We start from the raw sequence: 24,693 nt of genomic DNA, 5'->3' as shown, positions 1-24,693 counted from the left end.
CTACAAAATTGGAAGGAGGGGGCAACCATCGATCCCTACCTCCCACACTCCGAGAATGATTATTATTCTTGAGAATGAATAGTTTATTTTTTGGAAGTCCCTAATGAGGAAGACTGCCAATTTAGAGGCAAAAAGTTCCGGTGAAGGAAATAATCTATTCACGGATTCATTTGTCAGTTTTCCCTTCTTTTGTAAATACAAGATGCAAGCAAACTGATAGAGCGGAAAAGAGAGTTTATATCCCAAGCGAACAGCATTGATTATTAACTGATTATGCAAAATCAGTAGCCCGTCGAAATTGTCTTGAGGTTGTTCTGGTCGCGATGACCTGGCTGGGGATTCAAAATCCAACAGTGTGGCTGGCACAAATTGAAAGTCACTTTCCCAGTCAGTAATTGTCTTAATAAACTCAACAATTTCAGGATGGGTTTTGGTTTTAAGTTCTGTCCAAGTTTCTAAAGGAAAGCGCTTGCAACAATTTTCCAATAAGAATTTCAGCAGCAGCGACTTGCCATTGCCACCATCCCCATAGAAGAATAGGATTTTATGGGGGTCAAGCTCGTCATCGTTGAGATATTCTGCAAATCGCAAGGTTAACTCGTGTCGGTCGGTAAAGTGCCGGAGAGCGCGATTTAGCTGAGTTAACGAGACTTTTTGGCTAGTGGGATCGCTGATGCTCATAGCCGTACTACTTAGAAAATGTAATTGCTATTAAAGTCTAAAATCTTCTCTAATTCTAGCCTTTCCTCTTGCCATGCGGACAATAAACTGCTCTTCCACTAAACCGCCAGACTTGAGGGTGCTGATTGGGTAGTATTGCTGAACTTCCCCCCCATACATATCTACTACAATAGCCGAAAACCCTTATCCATCAATGGATAAACCCATTAACTTTTCTTTATATACCCCGTGTTTATTGTAATATTCCTTAAATAGACAAATGGGGGAAGTTTAGGCTAAAATGGCGGCCGTGTATAGTGATTCAATTAGTATTATTCGATCGAGTGAACTTAGTGGAATTTGAGAGTGAAGATTATCCATCAGAAAAGTTAATTGCTTGTCAAAATCCCTTAATCGCTGAGAAAAATCAAAAACAAACAGAAGCCTTATTCTTTACAATACAATAAAAGTGTAATTAAGCTTGTTGGGAGCCTGAGCTATGACTAACCCGAATTCGATCGAACAGCTATCGCAGGAATTACTCGATCTAGACCAAGTAGATGCCGATACCGGGGCAGATTTGCGGCAAAAAGCCCAAGAAATCCTCGCTGAAACCAGTATTGACCTACCGATTCGAGAAGCGATCGCCGATAGTCTCAGTCAAGGCAATCAACTACTTACCCTCAAAACCGTCGGCAAGGAAGAAAGTTACTAGCACATTTGGGGTCAAAAGTCAAGATGAAAGAAAAAAATTTTTTTGTCTGGCTGGGGCGATTTTTGGCCTCTTTTGGGCTGTTATCGGGGATAAGTGGCTGTAATTCTCCTCTTTTGATCACTCCTCAAGTTCCCGCTGGTGGTTTAAATAGTTTTGCTCCCGATCAATTCCCCAGTTATAGTGCTGATGGTCGCTATTTAGCCTTCGCTTCCGATCGCTCCGGTCGTCGTAGTATATATTTATTCGATCTGCAAGAAAAGCGCTTAGTTAATCTTCCTAACCTAAATCGTGGCGATTCTAGCCAAGATCAGCCATCTCTGAATGCTGACGGTCGTTTAATTGCCTATATCTCCAGCGAACGCGGTAAAAGTGATGTCATGGTTTATGATCGTTCCCAGTCCCGTGCAACCCTATTAACCGCTAACCTGCGGGGAAGCGTCCGCAATCCCACCATTAGCGGTGATGGTCGCCAAATTGCCTTTGAAACCAACCAAGACGGTCAATGGAATATTGCGATCGTTAACGCCCAATTTTAAACTTGTTCTACTCGGTCTTAATCGTTAAAACCTGCGGAGGGGTCGCATCTGGTGGATATAAAAAATTTACCTGTACTACACGCCAATCCCCCGGAGGAATAGTCAGAGTCACTAAAGATTGCCCCTCTTGTCCGCGTCTTTGGACGAGATGGAAAAATCTGCTTTGTGCCTGTCCTTGGTCATCGCTATAATTGACGGCTACTGTTCCCCGAAAAAACACCTGTGGGGCAGCCGGATCGAGAAAACGCAAACCCTGACCGATAATATTCTCTTTAATCGGTGTTTCTAGCGCAATAGTCACCGTTTTCGCCTCATCACTTCGATTAAATAGAGGTAAACTTAACCGATATTCCACACCGTAATTACCATGAGCTTGATAGGCCGTATCGGGATAGCGAACTAACATACTAGCACTTTGATTTTGTTCCGTTCCCAGTTTGCCCCCGGGTAGGGTGCTAATCCCATAGGCTATAGATTGACCAGAATCAGGAATATTTAACCATAAAGAAGCTCGATCGACCAATCGGGCTGGCCAAGCTGAACCTTGGGACACCCCCGCTACCCGTCCATAAATTATCTGTCCTTGACTATGGGGAGGAGTGGGCGCTCGATCTCGCGGAGTCGATAAATCGCCTTTTTCTAGCAAATTTTGCCACTCTGTAAGATTTGGTGGTCTTTCCTGTCCATTTTCATCTAGGGGTGCATAAAGAGCTAAACTAGCAGCGTAGAGAAGACCGTCACTTTCCAGACGGAGATAAGTGGACCTACCGTTTAAAGGGGGAGTCAAATCGCGCACGGGAATCGCCGCATTTAAGACCATAAAACTCTCCCCAGGGGGAATAATAATCCTATCGGGAAAAATATCCTGACGCTGCCCCATTAAAATATCCCCCATTACCCGACTTCCCGGCCCAGCAAAAACCGTCCCCTGATTATTTTCCACTTGTGCGGGTAAATCGATAAAAGCTGCATCGGGTTGACTCAAATAACTGGCCCCCTGCAAAATTTTAACGGTCACGGGATTAGGACTGGGATTGTGGAGTAATATACCCAGATAAAGGGTGCGTAAATTATCGGGAAAACTCCCCCTCGCTACATGGTGGGCAAAAATATCAAAGCGTCCCTGAAAAGCATAATTTAAATGGGCCGAGGGAAACCTTTTTTCTTGGGGGGGAAAAGTCGAAAGTAAAATCCCTTCTCCTAGCAATAATTCGGGACTATTACTATTAAAAACGGGAACTTGATCTAGTTGATTCGGTAAAGGACGGACCTGCACCGGTCGAATTATTTCTACAATAGGAGGAGTTTGGGCAATGGGTAGTAAAAAAGGTAACATCACAGAAATTACCATCTCAAGATAATTAATTTTTGATCATAGCATTATTGGCTCGCTCAATTTAGATAGTATTCTGTTTGTCCATATCTAGAGGATTGTTTAATATTTCTTTCTGGTGTTAGCTGACATTTTTGGTTAAGTACAATCAAGAAAAATTATCAAATTTCCCAATCGTTATTGGCTCTTGCCATTGACCAAATCTATTGTCATCATAGACTAAAATCTAGATGTAGCCGTGGTTTTCTGGAAACTTAGCCCGATGTCTAGATATCGATCGAGCCAGAATTGTTATGATAAATTCATGAAGTTTTATAACAGTATTTCCCCGTGAACATGAACCAAATTGACTATCTCAGGATTAGTTTAATCGATCGCTGTAACTTTCGCTGTCAGTATTGTCTGCCTGAAGATGCAGAATTGGCCTATGTTCGACCGCAAGACTTACTCACCCGGGAGGAAATTCTTACTTTAGTCAAAAATGTCTTTATTCCCCTTGGTTTCCGCAAATTTCGCCTTACTGGTGGGGAACCTCTCTTACATCCCGAAGTAGTGGAGATTGTGCGCGATATCGCCTCTTTATCTGCTACTAGCGATTTAGCCTTGACCACTAACGGCTATTTACTTGACAATTTAGCCGAAATGTTGTATGACGCTGGACTAAGACGGATTAATATCAGTTTAGACTCCCTCGACCCCGACACTTTCGATAAAATTATCGGTAATCGCGGCCGGAGTCGTTGGCAAAAAACTTGGGCAGGTATTCAAGCGGCCCAGAGGGTGGGTTTTGACCCCTTAAAATTGAATGTGGTGGTAATTCCGGGGATAAATGAGGCAGAAGTGGAAGATTTAGCGGCTTTGACCATCGAGAAGCGTTGGCACGTCCGTTTTATCGAGTTTATGCCCATCGGTAACGGTGATTTATTTCAAGAAAAAGCTTGGATTGCGAACGAGGAATTAAGGGGGCGAATTCGGGCAAAATGGGGTTTAAATGAGGGTCAAGTGCGGGGAAATGGCCCGGCCGATGTTTTTCAAATTCCGGGGGCTAAGGGTACAATTGGCTTTATTAGTCAGATGTCGGAATGTTTTTGCGATCGCTGTAACCGCCTACGTCTTTCGGCCGATGGTTGGTTGCGTCCCTGTCTCCTCAACGAAACCGGACAAATTGACCTAAAAACTGCCCTCCGTCAGGGAATTTCGCCGGTAGAAATCAGGGAAAGAGTGCGGGAATTAATAGAACTGAAGGCAGAAATAAACTTTAAACTGCGTGATTCCGGCACATCAAGCGGCATTTATACCCGTACTATGTCCCAAATTGGCGGCTAAAAATCTACTGTCCGAATTCTATTCTAGCCTGTTCTACCATTTCCACGGTAACTCGATCGGAACCGGCATGACGAGCTAATTCTTCTATCCTTTGACGCGCTTGGGAACGAACAAAATAGGGAATATTTTTCAGTTTTGCTTTTGCTTCTGCAGTCCATTGTAGTTGATCGGAAAAATCTAGAGCGTCCATAGATTTAACATATAATAGTCCGTCTATTATACCAAAAAAGATGAGCTATTTTGAGATAACGATTTTCTTAACAGCGAGTCTTTTTCACCTTTCTTTTAATTTTAGGTTTCTGCTAGGTCGAAATTTACTCTTTGATATAAATCTTGCAAAGAAATCTGCCAATCCACCGACACCAATTGTAAAACCGCATTTTCCCCCATGACGAAATCAATTAACCATTGATCATCTTTTTGTTTATAGTAACGTTCCACACTATAACTAGATTGTTCAATCAGAATATATTCCTGAAAAGTTGGCAAGGAACGATAGAATTTAAACTTATCCCCTCGATCATAAGCTTGGGTAGAATTAGAGAGAACTTCGACAATAATTAAAGGATTGATCACGTTAGATTGACTATTCCCTTGATAGAGAGGTTGACCTTTAATCACCATCACATCGGGATAGGTGTAAATGCTATAATCTGACAGCCATAAACGCACCGTTTCCATGTAGGTATAATAATCTTGATTATTGATAGTCAGAGGAAATCTTCGATAGAAGTTTCCAGCAATCTGATTGTGATTAGTGGTAGCTCCTACCATTGGGATAATTTCTCCTTGACGATATTCATTTTTATCCTCGGACGTTTCCTCCAGAGCTAGATATTCTTCGGGAGTATAATATTTAGTTTCGGTAGTGGTTAACATTTTTGACTCTCCTTCCTATTCTATTTTCTAGGATACAGCATTTCCCTAAAAAGAGATAAAGTTATCCTTGAGCAAGGTTATCAATTGAGTTGCTCGGAAAAGTATATTTTCAATATCTCAGAAATCCTTTGACGCGCTTGGGAACGGACAAAATAGGGAATATTTTTCAGTTTTGCTTTTGCTTCTGCAGTCCATTGTAGTTGATCGGAAAAATCTAGAGCTTCCATATATTTAACAATAGTAGTCCGTTTTGAGATAATGATTCTCTTGACAGCGACTCTTTTTCACCTTTCTTTTAATTTTAGGTTTCTGCTAGGTCGAAATTGACTCTTTGATATAAATCTTGCAAAGAAATCTGCCAATCTACCGACACCAATTGTAAAACCGCATTTTCCCCCGTGACGAAATCAATTAACCATTGATCATCCTTTTGTTTATAGTAACGTTCCACACTATAACTAGATTGTTCGATCAGAATATATTCTTGAAAAGTTGGCAAGGAACGATAGAATTTAAACTTATCCCCTCGATCATAAGCTTGGGTAGAATTAGAGAGAACTTCGACAATAATTAAAGGATTGATCACGTTAGATTGACTATTCCCTTGATAGAGAGGTTGACCTTTAATCACCATCACATCGGGATAGGTGTAAATGCTATAATCTGACAGCCATAAACGCACCGTTTCCATGTAGGTATAATAATCTTGGTTATTGATATTTAAGGGAAAATTACGGCAAAAATTTAGACAAATCTGATTGTGATTAGTTGTTGCTCCTACCATTGGGATAATTTCTCCTTGACGATATTCATTTTTATCCTCGGACGTTTCCTCCAGAGCGAGATATTCTTCGGGAGTATAATATTTAGTTTCGGTAGTGCTTAACATTTTTGATTCTCCTTCCTATTCTATTTTCTAGGATACAGCATTTCCCTAAAAAGAGATAAAGTTATCCTTGAGCAAGGTTATCATTTTTTCCTTAATCTCTAGCAAAAAATGCTGAGAAATCCACAATTAAAAATCTAACTATCAAAATTGCTCACTTCAAAGGTTAAAATAAACTAGATAAATAGTTTTATGTTTAGTTTCTCCTATGTTTAACTGGTTCCGTCGTCAGAAAGTCCAACCCGAACAAGAACAAGCACCCCCCGCACCCGTAGAGGAAACCCCCAGCGAGGCAACCAGTCAGGAAGAGTATTTAGATTGGGCCAAAAAAGCCTTTAAAAATATTCAAGAGAAAAAAGCCACGGCCGAGGCCGTCGTGAGCGAAACCCCTGAAACATCTATTGCTGAAACGGAACCTCCGCAAGAGGAAGAACCAGTTAAAGAAGAAGAAACCGAGGATAATACCCCCGCATGGCTGAAAAAATCTGATCGCCTCGAAATTCTCAAAGAAACCGCCATCGAAACTCCCACAGAACCGGATGAAGATTTTATCTGGTCGGCCAAAGTTTTAGCCAATCAGGGACGACAAGCAGAGGACGTTTCGGAAGAAGAAATCACCTGGTTAAAAAAATTGCGTCAGGGTTTAGGCAAAACGCGCCGCAGCTTGGTCAATCAGCTTAAGGCCGTGGTCGGTCAGGGTCCCCTCAATCAAGATGCGGTGGAGGAAATCGAAGCTTTATTGCTTCAGGCCGATGTGGGGGTAGATGCCACCGATTATATTATCACTACCCTCCAAAATAAGCTAAAACAGGAAGCTCTGCCCCCCGAAAAAGCGATCGAATATCTCAAAGAAATTATCCGCGAGATTTTAGATGCACCTTTAGCCAATTATAGCAACCCCGGTTTTGAGCCAGAAAAAGGTAAATTAAATATCTGGATGCTCACGGGAGTTAACGGAGTCGGTAAAACGACGACTATCGGCAAATTAGCCCATTTATCTAAACAATCTGGCTATAGCTGTATGATCGCCGCTGCCGACACCTTTCGCGCTGCTGCCGTGGAACAGGTGAAAGTTTGGGGAGAGCGATCGCAAGTCGAAGTCATTGCCAACCCGGGCAAAAATACCGACCCGGCCGCCGTGGTGTACGATGGCATCGAAGCCGCTAAATCCAGGGAGATAGAATTACTCTTAGTGGATACGGCGGGAAGATTGCAGAATAAAAAGAACTTAATGGCAGAATTAAGCAAAATTCGCCGCATTATCGACAAAAAAGCCGAGAGTGCTGTGGTGGAATCGCTTCTAGTTCTCGATGCCACTTTAGGACAAAACGGCCTGCGACAAGCAGAGGTTTTCTCGGAAGCTGCCCAATTAAGCGGCGTGATCCTGACTAAAATCGATGGTACAGCTAAAGGGGGTGTTGCCCTTGCCGTAGCGCGTCAGCTTAACCTACCGATTCGCTTTGTTGGCGCTGGGGAAGGAATCGAGGATCTGCGGCCCTTTTCCAGTTACGAATTCGTGGAAGCTTTACTGAGTGGCGATTAATCTCACCCTAGCTATCTTTCATAATCTTTTCATGGTTGCTTCATAATTGTCTCATTTTTAGCTATGCTAGAAATGGAGACTCAGGGTAACAACTATGCAAACGACAATTACAGTTAGTCATCTAGGAGTATATTATCGCGGCGTGGAAGCCCTACGGGATATCACCCTGAAAATTCATCCAGGACGATTAACCGGTATTATCGGTCCCAACGGTGCGGGCAAAAGTACCCTGATCAAAGCCATGCTAGGATTAATTCCCGTACAACAGGGAAGCGTTAACTATCAAGGGCAATCTCTACAGCAACAACTGGATAAAGTCGCTTATGTTCCCCAAAGATCTCAAATCGACTGGACCTATCCCGTCACCGCTTGGGATGTGGTAATGATGGGGAGAGTCAGAAAAACGGGTTGGTTTCGTCCTTTTTCCCATATTAGTCGTCAACAGGCTTTAAATGCCCTAGAACGGGTGGAAATGGCTGATTTACGCCATCGTCCCCTCGGTCAGTTGTCGGGAGGACAACAGCAAAGAGTCTTTTTAGCCAGATCTTTGGCCCAAGAAGCGGAGATTTTCTGTTTTGATGAACCTTTCGTTGGGGTAGATCAAAAAACCGAGGGGGTTCTTTTTAATATCTTTGGTGAGTTAGCCCAAAAAAATAAAATTGTCCTGGTGGTTAACCATGATTTAGGCGAATCTATCACCCATTTTGCTGATTTAATCCTCTTAAATAAAGAATTGATCCTCGCCGATCAACGGTCTAAGGTCTTAACTGATTTTAATCTCCGGCGTGCATATGGGGGTAAAGTCTCCTTCTATGATGCCATGACACCTCCAGATCATCCCCGCTCGAGTCTCGATTATCTCGATCGCTTCTCGAAAAACAATGCGATAAACTAGAAGCGAAGATATTTTGGCTGACTGCCGATAGGGACACCGATGACAACTATTTCCCCGCAAGAAGTAACAGGAACGATCGAACTGGCTCCTAACTATCGAATTCCCCTGTTTTTGGTAATTTTATCGCTGCCTTTACTCTTTTTACAGGTCTGGCTCGGAATAATTTTCTCCCTGTTAGGGCTATTCTTGATGTTCCAGACTACCCGCATTCGTCTCCAGTTTACCCCCACCTCCTTAGATGTCTATCTGTCCGGGCAACAAATTCGCTCCTTTCCCTACCAAGAATGGCAAAATTGGCGGATTTTCTGGAATAAAGTCCCGATACTATTTTATTTCAAAGAAATTAACAGCATTCATTTTTTGCCCATTATCTTTGACAGCGCAACCCTGAGACTGTGCCTGGAAAAATACTATCCTTTAGCAGCATCGCAAGCGATCGACTCAGAAGCGAACTAAGATTGAGATAAAATTAGATTTGGCTAATAGCTTCTTAATTGCCTGCCTTGGCCCTCTGTTCGCTCTGCATTTCTAAAGCCGATGAATTCAGAAGATTTTAATGTTTTACCCCTTGACAAAATGACAGACTTACCCAATGAATCTGTCGAAGAATTTAGTTTTGATGATCTCTGGAACGATCGCCAGGTAGAGAATCCCCTGCCATCGGAAACCGCCCCCGAAGGCGAATTAGTTCCCGCAGCGCAGGCGCAACCCCTACGAGCAGAAATCGAGGCTCTAGAACGGCAAAAACAGAGCCTAGCGGCAGAAATCTCGGCGTTAAAAGCGGAAAGAGAACGCTTGATCGCCGAGGAACTAGGGGATATCAAAGCTCAAATCGAAAGAATGCTCAAGGAAGGCGTAAAAGACCTAGAACAACGCAAACAGGCTTTAGAATTGGCGATCGAACAGTTAGAACGCCGTCGTGAGCGGATTCGGCAGGAAATGCGGAGTAATTTCGCCGGAGTCTCCCAGGATCTAGCCGTGCGGGTTCAGGGATTTAAAGACTATCTGGTGGGCAGTTTACAGGATTTGGCCGCGGCTGCCGAACAGTTGGAATTACCCCGTTTTGAAACCCCCGAAAAATCCCCCCGACCTGTGGAACCTCCCCAGCGGACCGAACGGGAGGAAAACCCCCGTCCATCCCGTGGCAGTCAAGGCCGGGATGATCGCGGAGAAATTCCCCGTCCCCCCCGTACCAGTAACCAGGGCCGGGATAATTGGCAAGAACCCCGTCGTTCTAATCGTTCGGGTTATGAATCGGAACCGGTGGGACAATCCACCCCTAGACAGGGCTTTTCTGAGCAAAATCAGCGCATACAAACTCTTTTAGAGCGTTATCGCAGTCGTCCTGACTATTACGGTCCGCCTTGGCAATTACGGCGCACTTTTGAACCAATTCACGCCGAACGGGTGCAACAGTGGTTCTTTAAACAGGGGGGCCGGGGTACGGTTCGCGGTATGGGCAGCCGTCTCCAGAATATTCTGGTGGCTTCGGCAATTATCTCGATTATGGCGGAATTACAGGGCGATCGCTTCCGTTCTCTCGTTCTGGCTAATAGTCCCGAACGTTTAGGCGAATGGCGGCGCGGTCTCCAAGATTGTCTCGGCATTTCCCGCGCCGATTTTGGACCTGACCGCGGCATCGTTCTCTTTGAGTCTCCCGAAGCTTTAATTCAAAAAGCGGAACGTTTAATCGACGATAAGTATTCACCGCTCATTATCATCGATGATACCGAAGAACGGCTGAATTTCGCTCTTTTACAATTCCCCTACTGGTTAGCTTTTGCCCCTGAACCCCAACAAAGTTCTAGTTATTGGTATTAACTAATTAGGGTGTGCTGAATAAATCTAAAAACCTTGTTGGATAAGAATTTTAGACTTTTTTCCCATCAAAAAGTGCCAGACCTTGGGGTGATCGGGGGGGAAAATTGACCCCCTGAAAATCGGTAAAACCCTACACCCCACACCCCACACCCTACCCCCACGAAAAACTTTTTCAGCAGACCCTAATTAGTCCTTGAGTAGTGCGATACATTGGGCTAAAGAAGCGTTAGTTTTCACCGCTTGCGGGTTAATATGGGTGGCAGCAGCTCGATAACCTTGTTCTAGGAGAGCCGCAATTAAATCTTCCCTTTTAGGTAGATCTAATTTGCCCCTTCTACCAATTTCCCGAAAGCTATAAAAATAGGGAGGAAAATCGTTTTCTTCCCTCATTATTTCTAACAATTTAACTACCTTTTTCCACTGCCATTGATCGGCTAAATCTGCCATTTTTTCTAGATAAAGGCGATCATGTAAACTGCCTAACCACAAAGGTCCGGTTAAGGTTAAAGGTTGTCCGTCCCCAGAACAAACTATCTTGCCTAACTTCGGCCAAGGCACTGATTGATATTCTCCGCAGCTATGACAATAACCGAGAAAACCGTAGTTATGACTATTTAATTGTCTATTAGCCGTTAACCGCACCATCACCCGATAACTTTGACCAAAAAAGAAGGAAAAAACCGGCGTAATTCCTAAACCTAACCGGGCCGATTCTAATTGCAAACTGGCGATAATTAATCTTAATCCCTGTTCGTGGGCAGCCGGATGATTGCGAGCATAGGCTCCATAATCAGCTAAACTATTTTCTAGATTATGACCCGTCAACGTCCGTCCATCAGTATTAGTCAGATAAATTAAACCCCCGATTTTAGTGGCTAAAGGAATAGCACTAAACAGGGATGCAGGGGAACCAAAAGCATCAATATCAACTAGATCATAATGGTCTTTTTTAAGATAACATTCTCGGAGAACTTCTTGAGCAGATTTATAGGTTATTTTCCCTTGTTTCTGTTGTAATAAACTCTCTAAGTTAGCGTCTAAAGTTGGCTTAATTTCTGGATTTCCATCATTAACCCACAGCCAATCCGCACCACTTTCTAACCAATACCTGAGCGCTCGCACACCAGAGCCGCTCATTACTTCTAAAACGCGCAAACTGCCCCGCTCTTTTTGGGCAATTGCCGCCCCTAAAACTCCTAAATCTCGGACGATTTTACTCTCCGGTCGATAAAAAGTATTGTTGATATTAAATATCGCTTTTTCTTCCTGCATCGCTCATCTCATAATTAGCACTCGATCGCTTCTTTTTTTCTTTTCACGATTCCCTAGTAGCGAAAAGGGTCAACCACTGCCAAAACCGATCAGACATCAAGATAGAAGATAAATCTAAAGATAGTGTGAAATTAGCAAAAATTGCCGATTTTCTTAGTATTATATCTCTGAAAAGCGGATATTTTCTCCGTGGGAAGGGCAAATTAAAGGTAAAAAAACAGTTATTTTTTTACATCTTATAAGTAGTTAGATGTTAAAAACTATCAGTTCCCTCCTTATCAAGGGGGGATTAAGGGGGGATCGAACCCAACATCTATCTTAGATGCCGAGAGTTACCGCTAAAGTTTGATTGCTTAAAGAGTCAAGTGCCGATAGCGATTCCTGTGGGGTCGCTATTTTTTTCGTCCCCACCGACAAAATTGAGCAGCGCTCGTCGTCCCTGATCGCCTCGATCGAGTAAAGTAATCTCTAGATAATTTTCCGGCAAAAAAGTTAAACGTTCTGACCATTCGATCGCCACTATCCCTAAATCTACCTCGATTCCCTGCCAATAATTTTCTAGGTACAGGGCCTCGATATCTTGACCCTGCAAACGGTACAAATCCAAATGATACAAAGGAAGGCGGCCTTCGTTATATTCGTTAACGAGGGTGAAGGTGGGACTAGCTATAGGCTCTTGAATGCCCAATCCTAAGCCAATTCCCTGTACTAAGGTGGTTTTTCCCGCTCCCAAATCGCCTTTTAATAAAATTACACTGCCAGGGGCCAGGGTTTGCCCCAGTTTTTCGCCTAAATTGACAGTAGCTTCTCGATCGGGTAAGTCGATAATCATTTTTTTCCGCTAGGATGCCAATTAACCACTGATTCTAATATAGCGATCAGAGCAGCTTTCTGACCTTCTTGGCTCTGGGGGGCCAAATTTGGTCTTTTGATCGATAAAAATAGAAGCAGTTAAACTCATCTCTTATCTCTTAGTCTTGCCTTTGGTCAAATGGTCGCCATCAAGACAGAGATAAGCGATCGGCGAAACCTTCTGGTAGATTAGACTAAATGGGAATTGGTTAACTGCTTTTATAAAATTGATTGTTCCCTAACCATCAGCATTGTCTAGGGTCGAAGGGAATAAAACAACCGAAGTTTAGGACTTTAAGCTAGAAGTTAAGAAAAACAGTGAAATTATTATTTTTGAGTAATGGCCACGGTGAAGATGAGATCGCGATCCGGATTATTAAAAGACTGCAATCATCTCCCCACTGTCCGGATATTACTGCTTTACCCCTAGTGGGTAACGGTTATGCTTATACTCGTCTGGGGATTCCCCTTCTCGATCGAGGTCAAAAAATGCCCTCTGGGGGTTTTATCACTAGCGATCCCAAACAATTATGGCGAGATCTGCGGGAGGGTTTATTAGGATTAACCTCCCGTCAATACCGTCTGGTCAGAAATTGGGGCCAAGAAGGGGGAAAAATTGTCGCGGTGGGAGATATCTTACCCCTTGCCCTTGCTTGGTTAAGCGGGACACATTATGCTTTTGTGGGAACGGCTAAATCAGAATACTATCTCCGGGATGAGCAGGGATGGTTAGATAGTAGCTCGATGATCGATCGCCTCTGGGGTTCCTACTATTATCCCTGGGAACGCTGGTTAATGGCTCATCCTCGCTGTCGGGGGGTTTTTCCCCGGGATAGTTTAACTAGCAAAATTTTACAACAGTGGTCAATTCCCGTTGTCGATGGGGGTAATCCGATGATGGATGACCTTTTACCCTCGATAACGGGCGATTTTCCCCAAGATTGCCTAACTATTCTGCTGCTACCCGGTTCGCGCTTTCCCGAATCTCTCCACAATTGGCAGCAAATTCTCGCAGCTGTGGCCGCCATTATCGGCCGTTTTCCCGATTACAAGCTGGAGTTTTTGTCGGCGATCGCTCCTTCTCTCCCCCTAGAATCTTTTACGGCTGCTTTAATTTCCCGGGGTTGGCGAGAATATAGCACAAATAAGTTTATTTGTCAAGAGGTATTTATAACTATTTCTCAAAGGGATTACGCCGAATATTTAGGCCGTTGCCATCTAGCGATCGCCATGGCGGGAACTGCCACGGAACAGTTCGTCGGTTTGGGTAAACCGGCGATCACAATTGCGGGATCTGGACCACAATTTACTCCCCATTTTGCCAAACTGCAACAGCGTTTATTAGGCTGTTCAATTCTCTTAGGCGATAGTGCCGAGTCAGTGCCAGACAAGTTAGAATATTTATTACAAAATCCCCCACAGTGGCAAGAAATCGCCTTTAATGGTCGTCAGAGAATGGGATCGGCCGGTGCCTCTGATCGCATTGCCCAATGGTTACTAGGCAATTTTTGCCCTTAAACGAAAGTATCGGTCTGATTTTCGCCGCTAGTGGTCCCCTCAAAAATAGTTTCTAGGGCGATTTTTTGGGCGCTTGGTTGTTGTCCGTAGCTGAAAAGATAGGGAATGTCTCCGCTTTGTTGACGAAACCACTGGAAAACGTAGGGACTACCATAAACAATCAATGCTTGAATTTGTCCAGTTTTCAGCAAAGCTTGATAGATAGCTTTCGTTTCGTCCCTTAATCCGGCACTACCCCGAAAAGGATTACCACGGATAAATACTTGTAGGAGAGTCGTTTCTGGGGAGACGAGGGACTGATTAAAGGTGCTACGGTCGATTATTTGGGTTTGATAACCCCATTGTCGGGGAATTGTCACCGCCGGACAAGAGCGATCAAGAAAGTCACAGTTGAGTAAATCATCGATAATGATTAAATTGCGGCCTTGAGTGGCTTGAATCGGTAAATTAGCGCTAACTGTTTGGGAATCTTTTAAAATGTCGCTGACAATCTCTAGAGCTTGCGGTGCCGCTAAACTGCTTAAGGATTCTAAGGATGGCTGTCTTTGCCCCAATTTCTCTTTTGCTCGTTGAATACGTTGCCAAGAATCATTAATTCTCGCTTCGCTAATTGTACCCGCTTGCACGGCACTATACACCGCTTCGATCGCTTCGATCGGATCGGGAGGCATTAACAGTATATCAGCCCCCGCCTGTACCGCCCTCACTGCTATGGCGGCAGCACTGGCAATTTTAGTCACTCCTCCCATAATCAGGGCATCGGTGACGATTAAACCCTGAAAACCGAGATTTTGGCGCAGTTTTTCCGCGAGAATTTTCGAGGAAAGAGTGGCGGGAAATTCGGCATCCCAAGCGGGAATTAACAGATGGCCTGACATAATACTATCAACCCCCGACTCGATCGCTGCTTGAAAGGGCGGCAATTCGATCGCTTCTAGGCGATGATGATCGTGGTTGATAATGGGAAGATCGAGATGGGAGTCATTGCTGGTGTCACCGTGGCCCGGAAAATGTTTGGCCGTGGTCAAAACTGGATAGGAATCGGCCCCTAAAATAAAAGCTTGAGCTAGATTAGCGACGATTTCGGGAGTTTCAGCGAAGGAACGAATATTAATAACCGGATTGTCGGGATTATTGTTCACATCGACAATTGGGGCTAAAATCCAGTTAATCCCGATCGCTAGTGCTTCCTTAGCGGTAATTGCTCCCATTTCCCTAGCATATTCTGTGGCTTTTGTCAAGCTTTTTTCGGCTATTTTTCCTAAAGCCATTGGGGGGGGAAACCAAGTGGCGCCGGAAAACCTTTGGCCGACTCCCTCCTCGATATCGGCAGCGATGAGGAGAGGATTATCGCCGGACCAACTTTGTAATTGTTGGCTACGGAAAGCGATTTCGGCGGCGCTACCTCCCAACAGAATCACCCCACCGAGGTGGAGGGTTTCTAACCAATGTTTCAGGGTGGCGTTGACGGGTTCCCAAGCAGGATAGCGGATTTGTTGGTCAAAGAGATAGCCGGAAGCGCGGACTACTATCATCTGACCAATACGTTCTTTTAGGGATAAAATGCGATCGCTCACTATTCAGTTATCAGTTATCAGTTATAAGTTATCAGTTATCAGTTATCAGGTTTAAGTTTTAAGTTGCCAGTTTTGTCTAAATTTAGTTATCCTCTACTGATCACTGTTCACTGGTCACTGGTCACTGATATCGGAATCGTCATCTTCTGGGGGTCGATCGCTTTTAATATGATCAAGAAGGTGTAACATTTGATCGCCGCGTTCAAGAGAAGAATCTTCTAGGAAGACCACTTCGGGGGTACGTCTGAGACGGATGCGTTGACCCAGTTCACGTCGGACGAATCCCGCAGCCGCTTTTAAACCGGCCATAGTTTCGGCCTTTGCATCTTTGTTGCCGTAGATAGACACAAAAATCCTAGCGTGTTGTAGGTCGTGGGAGAGGTCCACATCGGTAACGCTAACCATACCCGCACCGACGCGATCATCTTTAATTTCCATTAATAACATTTGGCTGACCTCGCGCTTAATTAGCGAGGACACGCGAGATACTCGACGATCATTGGCCATAATTTTCGTCCCCTAAAAACAGCGAAACCCTTACCATTGTATCAAGCTAATCCGAGCATGGCTTTGAGGGTGAAATAAAGAAAGGCGAAAGTTCCCCCCAGAAAGCCCACAAGTGCGATCGCTGTGAGGGGATTTTTTAATAAAGGGGCTAACCAGCCAAAAAAGGCGAAGAAAATCCCTAAACTAAAGCTAATCAGATAGCGGGGGTAACGGCTCACGTTATCAAAAAAGTCGCCCATAAATTTTATTTATTATCTTTGTCCGTAAGTAATTATAGCAGTAAGCTTCGATGTTCAAGGGTAATTCGATAATTTCCCCGATTGAGTTTCACTGGGATTATGGGACATCTGGCGCGAGAATCATCAATTGTCCCTCCTTATCCTCGCGAATGGCTAGAATCGCCGGACGTTCATTTTCTGCCGACTGAGGGGATAACCCGCGAAAAATATAAGTCCAATTGTTATTTTGGATTAATAACCGCCAAACTCGCGGGGGATTGACTTTACTATCATTGGTTTCTTTTCCCCGCAGCTCTTCGAGTAATTTAGTCTCACCGATAATTCGATAACCTTTGAGAGAAGGATCGGTAAAAACATCCTCTGGATTCCGACCGATCGCTATCTGTTTTTCTGGTAAAACTAAAGTGATAACTGGTAAGGTAGAAGTATCATTAACTGCATCGCGACGGGCATCGATCGATCCCTGAATTCGAGCTAACCAAAAAAGTATAATTAATAGCCAAATAACAGCGATCAAATCTTTTCGGAGAGCTTCGGGAATTCCCCGGACTAATAAACCTAAGAACTGAAATTTTTGATGAAATTTCCGTTTAGATTGACTGACAATTGAATAGGATGGCAGGGGAGACAAAATCCAGAGAGTAAATTGAATCGCAAAGGCAACGGCAACCAGCGCCAGAAACGTTCGCAGCAACGCCCCGAAATCGCCACAGAAGACCTGTATCGGCACAAAAAGGAAGGAACGCAAGGGCAAGTCCAGACGGTTAATCTCAAGGCTAAACCAGCCGAAATAGGCCCACCGATAGATCCATCCCGTAAAATAGAGAAAAATCCCCAGCAAACCGAGAAGACTGGCGAAGGTTCCTAGTATCTGTGTTCCGGGAGGGGGCGAATTCGGAGCGCTCACGGTAAAATGTCCCTGATTGGCGTTTTCGATCGCTATCCTACTCGATCGATCGGGTTCTATCGCCAGTTCTTTGTATTTTATCAAGGAGAATAACCCATGTCGATCGACGATCCCCGCCAAGTTCGTTTGTTAATTGAGAAAATGGAAGCGAGTTTACCAATCCCTGTGCGTGCAACTCCCGAAACGTTAAAACTAGCTGAAACAAAAGGCGAGCGATACAAACCCGATCACCAGTTTTCGATCGATAAAATTTTCTACACGGGAGACGAGGGGGGAATTATTTGTTTCCTAAAAAATGAATTGGGAAAACAAACGGGTCTTATCTGTTCTTTAACCCATCTACGCATCGATAACGATCATCCGTTAGCGGCGGATATTCAATCCTACCAGAAAAAGCGATCGATGCGGATCGCACTACAGGATGGCAAAACCGGAAAAGCCCTCCGTATTGCCAAACAAAACCGCCCGAAAAAAGGTTTCGGAAAGTAAAAATATATTGACAAAAACCGCAGGTTGGGTTAGGAGTAGCGCTAACCCACCGCATCCAAGATCGAAAACAGAACCAACTAAATCCCGATCATTCAGGCAAGGTAAAGATGAAAAAACTCTACCCAATAATAACCGCAACTAGCCTAGTTTTTATCGCCTCTCTTGCTGGCTATCATCTACCAGCCACCGGCGATCGATCTCCCGTCAAGAAAATCCCCGTATTCATACCGGATAATACAAAAGTATCTTTAAAAAATGGCGCTTCTCTATCTGGGAGATTAATCAAGTTCGATTCCCAAGCAAAAACGATCGCTTTAGGGAGAGAATCAAAAACAAAAGAAGTGGCAATGAAAGAGATCAAACAGATAGAGTTTCAAGGGAAGGTTATTATCAAAAGCGGAACGCTTGTTATTCGTGGGGAAGAGAAATCAAGCAATCCAAACCAGAATAGACAACGCTGGCAGGAACCTTTACAGAATTTCAAAATTATTGATGTTAATGAAGGAAAAGCGGAAGTAACTATAACCTCGCTAGATCCTCTAGAAATAAGAGGGATCGAAGGGGTGGCGAGTAAGAGTTCCTACGTTGTCGAGGAAATTAAATTTAACCCCTCGGACAAAATTGAGATTCAAGTAAACCCCCATTAAAATTCACAAAAAAGAGGTCTATTTTTTAAGCAATTAAGGAAGACTTTAAATGGGAAAGTTGGCTGATGTATTGTTCGATTGTTTTTGGTGATAGTGGATCGTTTAAGGTCGGGTTAGCGAGGTCAAAGATGATGTCATTGATGAGATTTTCCTCATCTGTTTTATAGGCGATATCTTCTCTGCATTCGATGGCATCGGCCCAGTTTTCTAGGTCGGTGGCAGATAGAGCGTTATTGAGATAGCGATCGAGAATATCGATCAGATGCTCTTTTTTTAGGGTGATAATTGCTTCGCTACTGTCCCAAGGAAAGGTTTTTAGGATAGGGAGGATAGTTGATAGGGGTTGGTCAAAGTTGACTAAAGCGTTGAGGTATTCTTGTCTAGTTTTCATGGGTATTTTTGTTTGATGTGAACAATAGAACCGTTGGGGGCGTAGGTTGTTTTGGTGTAAAAGAGAGTGATTCCTTCCGCATCAATTTGTTTTTCATAGGTTGCATAGGAACCGGAAATATTTTTGGCGGGAACGTCCGCTTGAAATGCTTTGCCACCGTTGGGAAGATTATAAATCCGAATTGGGGTGGCATGACGGAGGAGGCGTTTTTGAAAGCGGTTGAGGTTGTCTAGTTGGGCTGGGGTTAAGGATGTCACCATATAGTAATTATAATCTTTATTGTCTTGGCGGTTGCTATATGAAAATAGACTATGATCGAGCCGCTAATGCCGCTTATATTCGTCGTTGTGAGGGAAAGGTTATTGATTCTGAGGAAGTAGCGCTGGGGATTATCTATGATTACGATGAGACGGATAGGATTGTAGGGATTGAGATTTTAGGAGTCAAACAGAGAACGGCCGAACAATTCAAAAATATTGATTTTCCGTTGGAAGAGAGTGAAAAACAAGAGATTAGACAATGGTTCGGAAAGTTAATACTAAATTGTTAAGTGATGTGAGAAATTCAGGAAATATGGGAGGTGCTATAATTGACATATTTACTCAGTCAAAAAACGATGATTAAGTTAAAAGTCACAACGGTAGGGAACTCTATGGGGGTGATTTTCCCGAAAGAGTTGGTGGAGAAGCTGCGCCTTAGTAAAGGCGATATGCTCTACGTCTTGGAAACGCCGAATGGCTTTGAGCTTACACCCTACGACCCCGAATTTGTCCAGCAAATGGAAGTGGCGGAGGAAGTGATGCGCGAAGACTGGAATATTTTAAGAAAGCTGGCAACTTAGGCTCATGAACCAGCTAATCTGGATAGCTGATGGGGTAGCTCTCGCGATTCATCACCGCCAAATAGCCGAGCATGGTGGATTAGAGGGTATTCGAGATGAGGGGTTGCTAGAAAGCGCACTTTCCCGACCGCAAAATTTTCTGGCTTATTCTGAGTCGCATCCTGACATGGCTTCTTTGGCAGCAGCCTACGCTTATGGGATTGTCAAGAATCACCCTTTTGTAGATGGGAATAAGAGAACGGCCTATGTAGTGACGAGGACTTTTCTGAGGCTCAATAGCTACGATTTTCAAGCTTCTAGTCAAGAAAAATACCAGATATGGATCGATCTTGCTGTTGGTAAGCTTTCAGAGGAACAATTAGGGACTTGCGCTTTGATAATGTACCTTTTGGGCGAACGCAGTTCGCCCCTACATTGTGGACAAAATCCGTTACTGTAGGGGCGCAAAGCTTGCGCCCTCCGATCGATTGGGATATTATTCCCACGCAAGTCCCTTAGCTGATTGGATTAGGAAACATTTATTAAAGATTCCTCTAATGTCGGGTTAGCGAGGGGAAAAATTATGTCATTGATCAGATCTTCGTACTTAAATAGGACTGTTATCGCATTAAATTTAACAAGGGAGTTCAATATGATTACCTTTGAAAACGCGCTGGAGTTGGTTAGTCAATTACCCAGGGAACAGCAAGAAATGTTAATCGAGTCAGGGGAGAATATCAGGAATTGAGAGCTTGTTCCTGTAGTTATGATTGCCTCATCATTTTCTATTTAGAACGAGACGAAAAAACTCAAACAGATAGAATAGTTTTGATTAACATTGGAACTCATGATGAGGTGTATTAACTAATAACTGATAGCGGAAATAACTATGAATCCCAAATTTTACGCCTTACTTACCCTTTCCCTAGTGGCTACCGTCACCCTACCAGTTGTTAACGGGAAACTCTCCTCTCTCGTCCCTGCGGTAATAGCGCAAAATACGGATGCGAGGAAAGCGGAAGCCGATCAGCTTTTGCAGCAACGGATTCAACAGGCGATTGAATCTCTTCAGGAGTCTTTAGCTACCAATAGAATGATCCATAGTCGCGAACGGGAATCCATTGACTTAGGCAACTTAGGAATCATTTTCGAGTCTCTCGGACAGTACCAAAAGGCGATCGATTTTTATCAACAGTCTTTAGCTATTGCGAGGGAGATTCGTGATCGCAAAGGAGAAGCCATTTCTTTGGGCAATTTAGGAGCTGCTTACCAATCCCTCGGACAGTATAAAAAAGCAACTGACTATCAGCAACAGTCTTTAGCTATTATCCAGGAAATCGGCTATCGAGACATCGAGTCTTATCGAAAGTATTTAGCTTTGACGAGAGAAAACGGTTATCGAAAAGAAGAAGGCATAATACTATTTGTGTTAGGGAACACTTATAACTTCCTCGGAAACTACCAAAAAGGGATCGAGTTTTATCAACAGTCTTTAGCTATCATGAAGAATGTCGGCGATCGCGCTGGGGAAGCTAATTCTTTAGGTGGCTTAGGACTTTCTTACTACTCCCTCGGACAGTACCAGAAGGCGATCGAGTACCTTGAACAGTCTTTAGCAATCTTGAATAAATACGATTCTAATGGTGATGGCTTATTCGATGACTTTATAAACATAAGACCCATTAATTTAAAAACAATAATACTATTTAATTTAGGAAATGCTTACTACTCTCTTGGACAGTACCAAAAGGCTATTGACTATTTTAGACAATCAGAATCACTGTATACGGCGATAGGAACCGCATCTCAACGAATTGATAGGGGGAGAGAATACGCCTTTATCCCGGCAGCAATCGCTCGAACCTTTACCGACCAATTCGATCTCCGTAGAGAAACTGACCGAATATTTAATGAAGCTCTAACAGCATTGTATTCGGAACCAGCAGAATTAATAAGGCCACTTTCAATCAATGAAAAGAGCAGAATTAAATCGGCTAGTGAAAACCTAAAAAAAGCACTCATTGGTTATCAAAAATTAGGAGATAAACCAAAACAAGAATTTATCTTTTCCACATTAGGAGATATTTGTATATATTCAGTAGGAAATGCTTACTACTCTCTTGGACAGTACCAAAAGCCTATTGAATCTTATGGAAATACATTAGAATGTCTTAATTTTTACCAACAAGCACTAACTATACATCAATCTCAATATCAGCCTCTAGTAAATCGTGTAACAGAATCAGCATATCTCGTTAAGATTGGCCGTACTTACGCTGAATTAGATGATAAAAAGAATTCGATTAGTTACTTGCAGAAGGGTATTCTTATTCTTGATCAATTGGCTATGGATAAAACTCTGTCGGAATTCACAAAATCCGAATATATTCTATTCATTAAAGGCAATTCACTTCAGGCTCTCTGTCAGGTATACGTCAAGTTTGATGAAAAGCAGAAGGCACTAGATTGTTATAATCAAATGTTTTCTTTACCGGTTAGATTCGCCGAAGTTACAAGAGTTAGAGGTAATTTGGAAGTTGGTGATTTGTATATGAAGGAAGGAAATAATGAACAAGCACTTACTTACTATCTATCGGCGTTATCAGAATTTATTAAAACTTATGGACAAGAATATAAAGGCAATAAGGAGATGGTTCTGAGCAAAATTGGTATAGCTTACAAGATGCTAAATCGTCCGAGCGAAGCCTTAAGCTATTTAGAGCAAAGTGCTAATCTTATTATTGAGTCACGTCGTTCTTCACCTCGTAAAGTCCGTAAAAAGTATTGGTCGGAAAAAAATTGGTCGAGTAATATGTATTTCTCGGAAACGTTTGCTCACCTGATTGACCTCCTCATCCAGCAAAATCAACCAGAAAAAGCTTTTGAATGGCTTAAACTCGCCACTACCGCCGATCTCGCCGATTACAATCGCCTGATTAATGCCAAAGTTGCTGATCCCGATGCACAAAAAGCACTTGATAACTGGAACACCGACAATCAACAACTCGAAGGAATGCGCCGACAACTACAGGATAAATTCTCTGAAGAACTGGCACAACAAATCCGACAATTCGAGGAGAAAGTGTATAAAAATGCGGAAACTATCGGAGAGAAATATCCAGAAATTGCTGAACTTTTTGAAACAAAACCCACTGACATCGCCCAACTCCAGAAAAATATCGCTCCTGATACCCTCGTTATTCAACCCGTTCCCCTCCGCGATAAAGTCGCTCTATTTCTCGTTACTAGAGAAAAATTAATCGTTATTCAAAGTGATGCAAAAGCCGATGATTTTAATCAACTTGTCAGTCAATACCGTACCCAATTAGCCGACTATCAAAATGCCGACTACCTCGTTACCGGTAGTAAATTATACGAGATTTTAATCCGTCCCATCGAGTCCCAAATCGCCACCAGTTCCCCGAAAAATATCGCTATTATCGCCACCGGACAACTGCGCTATATTCCCTTTGAAACCCTCTACGATAAGAAAAATGACCAAGTTCTCCTAGAAAAATATCCAATTTATTATTTAACTCGCATCTCCACATCTACTCCTCCCGCGACCGAAAGAAAACCCTTACAAGGTCTAGCATTTGCTAACCCTAAACCCACCCAAGAAGAACTTAAAGGCACAGAAATAGAAGCAGAAACTATCAGCAAAATCTTTCCGGGAAGTGAAAAATATCTCGGTACAAATGCAACTCTAGATATATTCAAAAAACAAGCCTTTCGCTTCTCGATTTTACACTTAGGAACTCACGGCTGTTTTGACCTCGCTGGCTGTCCTAATTTGGGTATGCAAGCTAATACTATTCTTTTCGCAAATAATCAACAATATAACATCGCTGATGCTGCATTATTAGGCTTAAAAAATACCGAATTAATCACCCTGAGTGCCTGTCAAACCGCCAAGGAAGCCAACGCAGACGGCCAGGAAATTTCAGGACTTGCTTACGTCCTAGAAAGAGCCGGCGCTAAATCAGTAATAGCCAGTCTTTGGAATGCTGAAGATAATACCAGTGCGGAAATTATGACCCAATTTTATCAGAATCTCAAGAATGGTATGACTAAAAGTGAAGCCATGCGACAGGCCAAACTGAGTCAAATTAAAAGCCACCCTTTCTTTTGGTCGCCCTTTATTTTGATTGGGGCTGCTAATTAGACCTCTTGCATAATTTTTTTATGGTATAGTGGAAGGTCTTGCTTTTTTCTCGATTTTTAGATGGAAGTGGAAAAAAGAATAAAATGTAATCTTAGGTCAGGAAATCATCCATACTTTTGCTATGTTTATTAGCAAAAATATGGATTATCAAAACTTATCAGATGAACAGTTCAAACGCCGTTTCGGTGTGTATAAACAAACCCATAGAAAGATGGTAGGATGGTAGAATCAGTAAAAAGTGTTGAAGCCGACTCTAATTCAGTATCTAAAAGCGGACCGAAACCTAAACTATCTATAGAAGAACAAGTTTTAGTAACGTTAGAATATTGGCGAGAATATAGAACATATTTTCACATTGGTACAAGCGGTCAAATATCAGAATTAACTATAGGCTGTAAATAAGACGGAAAAAATGCTTTCACAATCGGGAAACTTCCGTTTGTTTAAAAGGAAAAAAAGCTCTACTAAATCAAGCAGAGATACCGGTCGTAAGGGTAGTGGATGTAACGGAAACTCCCATTGAACGCCCCAAAAAGAAACAGAAAAATTTTTTTTTCAGATAAATAAAAGGTTCTTCGTTACTTGTTATGGTTCGATAGTGCGGCATAAATCCACTAAATCCTTATCTGGCAAGAGATTTAATTGATTTAGTTCGCTCTAGATTGAAAACAATTGACAAAAATCGCCAAATGTTTTTCTCTATAATAGTTTCATT

Annotated in this window: 29 protein-coding genes and 1 pseudogene; 16 read left to right on the top strand and 14 right to left on the bottom strand. The window is 42.9% G+C overall.

Going from position 1 to position 24,693, the window contains the following annotated elements:
- Complete coding sequence (locus H6G40_RS14505; protein ID WP_242028761.1) at positions 1–591, bottom strand: hypothetical protein; 591 nt, start codon at positions 589–591, stop codon at positions 1–3.
- Between the two features lie 386 nt (positions 592–977).
- Here H6G40_RS14505 and H6G40_RS14500 point away from each other — a divergent pair, with 386 nt between their 5' ends.
- Genes H6G40_RS14500 through H6G40_RS14490 form a run of 3 tightly spaced genes read left to right on the top strand, consistent with a single transcriptional unit; the run spans position 978 to position 1,911 of the window.
- Positions 978–1,127, top strand: a complete 150-nt coding sequence (locus H6G40_RS14500; protein ID WP_002748420.1) for a hypothetical protein — start codon at positions 978–980, stop codon at positions 1,125–1,127.
- 32 nt (positions 1,128–1,159) lie between these two features.
- A complete protein-coding gene (locus H6G40_RS14495) occupies positions 1,160–1,375 on the top strand; it encodes a hypothetical protein (protein ID WP_002737387.1) in 216 nt (71 codons plus the stop codon).
- A gap of 23 nt (positions 1,376–1,398) precedes the next feature.
- Positions 1,399–1,911, top strand: a complete 513-nt coding sequence (locus tag H6G40_RS14490) for a TolB family protein (RefSeq protein ID WP_069475067.1) — start codon at positions 1,399–1,401, stop codon at positions 1,909–1,911.
- A 7-nt stretch (positions 1,912–1,918) separates the two neighbouring features.
- Here H6G40_RS14490 and H6G40_RS14485 read toward each other — a convergent pair whose 3' ends face one another.
- Positions 1,919–3,262, bottom strand: a complete 1,344-nt coding sequence (locus H6G40_RS14485) for a DUF3370 domain-containing protein (protein WP_069475068.1) — start codon at positions 3,260–3,262, stop codon at positions 1,919–1,921.
- 318 nt (positions 3,263–3,580) lie between these two features.
- Between H6G40_RS14485 and moaA the strand changes: the two genes are divergently transcribed.
- Positions 3,581–4,570 carry a GTP 3',8-cyclase MoaA gene (moaA, locus tag H6G40_RS14480; protein ID WP_069475069.1) on the top strand — a complete coding sequence of 330 codons (990 nt, stop codon included), beginning with the start codon at positions 3,581–3,583 and terminating at the stop codon, positions 4,568–4,570.
- Positions 4,571–4,574: 4 nt separating this feature from the next.
- Here the strand turns inward: moaA and H6G40_RS14475 are convergent, their stop codons facing one another.
- From H6G40_RS14475 to H6G40_RS14460, 4 genes are all read right to left on the bottom strand, one after another.
- Positions 4,575–4,760 carry a PCP reductase family protein gene (locus H6G40_RS14475; protein ID WP_002737708.1) on the bottom strand — a complete coding sequence of 62 codons (186 nt, stop codon included), beginning with the start codon at positions 4,758–4,760 and terminating at the stop codon, positions 4,575–4,577.
- Positions 4,761–4,861: 101 nt separating this feature from the next.
- Positions 4,862–5,449 (bottom strand): Uma2 family endonuclease, encoded by a 588-nt coding sequence (locus tag H6G40_RS14470; RefSeq protein WP_002737801.1) that lies wholly within the window; start codon positions 5,447–5,449, stop codon positions 4,862–4,864.
- An 80-nt stretch (positions 5,450–5,529) separates the two neighbouring features.
- Positions 5,530–5,676, bottom strand: coding sequence for a PCP reductase family protein (locus tag H6G40_RS14465; protein ID WP_002777859.1), 147 nt, complete (start codon positions 5,674–5,676; stop codon positions 5,530–5,532).
- A 74-nt stretch (positions 5,677–5,750) separates the two neighbouring features.
- Positions 5,751–6,338, bottom strand: a complete 588-nt coding sequence (locus tag H6G40_RS14460) for a Uma2 family endonuclease (RefSeq protein WP_002737441.1) — start codon at positions 6,336–6,338, stop codon at positions 5,751–5,753.
- Positions 6,339–6,543: 205 nt separating this feature from the next.
- Between H6G40_RS14460 and ftsY the strand changes: the two genes are divergently transcribed.
- From ftsY to H6G40_RS14440, 4 genes are all read left to right on the top strand, one after another.
- Entirely contained in the window at positions 6,544–7,878 is a 1,335-nt protein-coding gene (gene ftsY / locus H6G40_RS14455) for a signal recognition particle-docking protein FtsY (RefSeq protein WP_002751781.1), read from the top strand.
- Between the two features lie 94 nt (positions 7,879–7,972).
- Complete coding sequence (locus tag H6G40_RS14450; protein WP_069475070.1) at positions 7,973–8,773, top strand: metal ABC transporter ATP-binding protein; 801 nt, start codon at positions 7,973–7,975, stop codon at positions 8,771–8,773.
- A 39-nt stretch (positions 8,774–8,812) separates the two neighbouring features.
- Positions 8,813–9,229, top strand: a complete 417-nt coding sequence (locus H6G40_RS14445) for a DUF3119 family protein (protein WP_002751775.1) — start codon at positions 8,813–8,815, stop codon at positions 9,227–9,229.
- 81 nt (positions 9,230–9,310) lie between these two features.
- Complete coding sequence (locus H6G40_RS14440; RefSeq protein WP_190537872.1) at positions 9,311–10,594, top strand: DUF3086 domain-containing protein; 1,284 nt, start codon at positions 9,311–9,313, stop codon at positions 10,592–10,594.
- A 186-nt stretch (positions 10,595–10,780) separates the two neighbouring features.
- Here the strand turns inward: H6G40_RS14440 and H6G40_RS14435 are convergent, their stop codons facing one another.
- Both H6G40_RS14435 and tsaE read right to left on the bottom strand, forming a co-directional pair.
- Complete coding sequence (locus H6G40_RS14435) at positions 10,781–11,866, bottom strand: class I SAM-dependent methyltransferase (RefSeq protein WP_069475072.1); 1,086 nt, start codon at positions 11,864–11,866, stop codon at positions 10,781–10,783.
- A gap of 361 nt (positions 11,867–12,227) precedes the next feature.
- A complete protein-coding gene (gene tsaE / locus H6G40_RS14430; protein WP_069475073.1) occupies positions 12,228–12,698 on the bottom strand; it encodes a tRNA (adenosine(37)-N6)-threonylcarbamoyltransferase complex ATPase subunit type 1 TsaE in 471 nt (156 codons plus the stop codon).
- Positions 12,699–13,036: 338 nt separating this feature from the next.
- Between tsaE and H6G40_RS14425 the strand changes: the two genes are divergently transcribed.
- On the top strand, positions 13,037–14,236 hold the full coding sequence (locus H6G40_RS14425) for a lipid-A-disaccharide synthase-related protein (RefSeq protein WP_069475074.1): 1,200 nt from the start codon (positions 13,037–13,039) through the stop codon (positions 14,234–14,236).
- Here the strand turns inward: H6G40_RS14425 and H6G40_RS14420 are convergent.
- From H6G40_RS14420 to H6G40_RS14405, 4 genes are all read right to left on the bottom strand, one after another.
- The gene (locus H6G40_RS14420) at positions 14,233–15,813 is read right to left on the bottom strand and encodes a glycoside hydrolase family 3 N-terminal domain-containing protein (protein ID WP_081330884.1); all 1,581 of its coding nucleotides are present in this window, start codon (positions 15,811–15,813) and stop codon (positions 14,233–14,235) included. The two genes, H6G40_RS14425 and H6G40_RS14420, sit on opposite strands and share 4 nt — an antisense overlap.
- A gap of 114 nt (positions 15,814–15,927) precedes the next feature.
- The gene (rbfA, locus tag H6G40_RS14415) at positions 15,928–16,320 is read right to left on the bottom strand and encodes a 30S ribosome-binding factor RbfA (protein ID WP_190537870.1); all 393 of its coding nucleotides are present in this window, start codon (positions 16,318–16,320) and stop codon (positions 15,928–15,930) included.
- 41 nt (positions 16,321–16,361) lie between these two features.
- Positions 16,362–16,559, bottom strand: coding sequence for a DUF751 family protein (locus H6G40_RS14410; protein WP_002737592.1), 198 nt, complete (start codon positions 16,557–16,559; stop codon positions 16,362–16,364).
- 97 nt (positions 16,560–16,656) lie between these two features.
- On the bottom strand, positions 16,657–17,550 hold the full coding sequence (locus tag H6G40_RS14405; protein ID WP_002736452.1) for a hypothetical protein: 894 nt from the start codon (positions 17,548–17,550) through the stop codon (positions 16,657–16,659).
- A gap of 12 nt (positions 17,551–17,562) precedes the next feature.
- On the opposite strand from H6G40_RS14405, the gene H6G40_RS14400 reads away from it, so the two are divergent.
- The gene (locus H6G40_RS14400; protein WP_002737311.1) at positions 17,563–17,955 is read left to right on the top strand and encodes a hypothetical protein; all 393 of its coding nucleotides are present in this window, start codon (positions 17,563–17,565) and stop codon (positions 17,953–17,955) included.
- Between the two features lie 107 nt (positions 17,956–18,062).
- Complete coding sequence (locus H6G40_RS14395) at positions 18,063–18,602, top strand: hypothetical protein (protein WP_190537868.1); 540 nt, start codon at positions 18,063–18,065, stop codon at positions 18,600–18,602.
- 25 nt (positions 18,603–18,627) lie between these two features.
- On the opposite strand, the gene H6G40_RS14390 is transcribed toward H6G40_RS14395, so the two are convergent.
- Together H6G40_RS14390 and H6G40_RS14385 are read right to left on the bottom strand one after the other, a co-directional pair.
- Positions 18,628–18,993 (bottom strand): hypothetical protein, encoded by a 366-nt coding sequence (locus H6G40_RS14390; RefSeq protein WP_002738073.1) that lies wholly within the window; start codon positions 18,991–18,993, stop codon positions 18,628–18,630.
- The gene (locus tag H6G40_RS14385; protein WP_069475076.1) at positions 18,990–19,253 is read right to left on the bottom strand and encodes a hypothetical protein; all 264 of its coding nucleotides are present in this window, start codon (positions 19,251–19,253) and stop codon (positions 18,990–18,992) included. The genes H6G40_RS14390 and H6G40_RS14385 overlap by 4 nt, the downstream gene beginning before the upstream one ends.
- Before the next feature lie 38 nt (positions 19,254–19,291).
- Here H6G40_RS14385 and H6G40_RS14380 point away from each other — a divergent pair, with 38 nt between their 5' ends.
- From H6G40_RS14380 to H6G40_RS14360, 5 genes and pseudogenes are all read left to right on the top strand, one after another.
- The gene (locus H6G40_RS14380; protein WP_069475088.1) at positions 19,292–19,543 is read left to right on the top strand and encodes a DUF2283 domain-containing protein; all 252 of its coding nucleotides are present in this window, start codon (positions 19,292–19,294) and stop codon (positions 19,541–19,543) included.
- Between the two features lie 66 nt (positions 19,544–19,609).
- Positions 19,610–19,834, top strand: a complete 225-nt coding sequence (locus H6G40_RS14375) for an AbrB/MazE/SpoVT family DNA-binding domain-containing protein (protein ID WP_080603334.1) — start codon at positions 19,610–19,612, stop codon at positions 19,832–19,834.
- A 4-nt stretch (positions 19,835–19,838) separates the two neighbouring features.
- Positions 19,839–20,273: a type II toxin-antitoxin system death-on-curing family toxin gene (locus H6G40_RS14370; RefSeq protein WP_190537866.1), complete on the top strand. Its 435-nt coding sequence runs from the start codon at positions 19,839–19,841 to the stop codon at positions 20,271–20,273.
- Positions 20,274–20,702: 429 nt separating this feature from the next.
- Positions 20,703–23,978, top strand: coding sequence for a CHAT domain-containing protein (locus H6G40_RS14365; protein WP_190537864.1), 3,276 nt, complete (start codon positions 20,703–20,705; stop codon positions 23,976–23,978).
- Between the two features lie 121 nt (positions 23,979–24,099).
- A pseudogene (locus H6G40_RS14360) lies at positions 24,100–24,532 on the top strand (helix-turn-helix domain-containing protein); the annotation flags it as partial.
- Positions 24,533–24,693: the final 161 nt, after the last annotated feature.

It is taken from the genome of Microcystis viridis FACHB-1342, assembly GCF_014698335.1.
Classification (GTDB): domain Bacteria; phylum Cyanobacteriota; class Cyanobacteriia; order Cyanobacteriales; family Microcystaceae; genus Microcystis; species Microcystis ichthyoblabe_A.
Note: the sequence above shows the minus strand (reverse complement) of the source record. Positions and strands in the feature narration are given on the sequence as shown.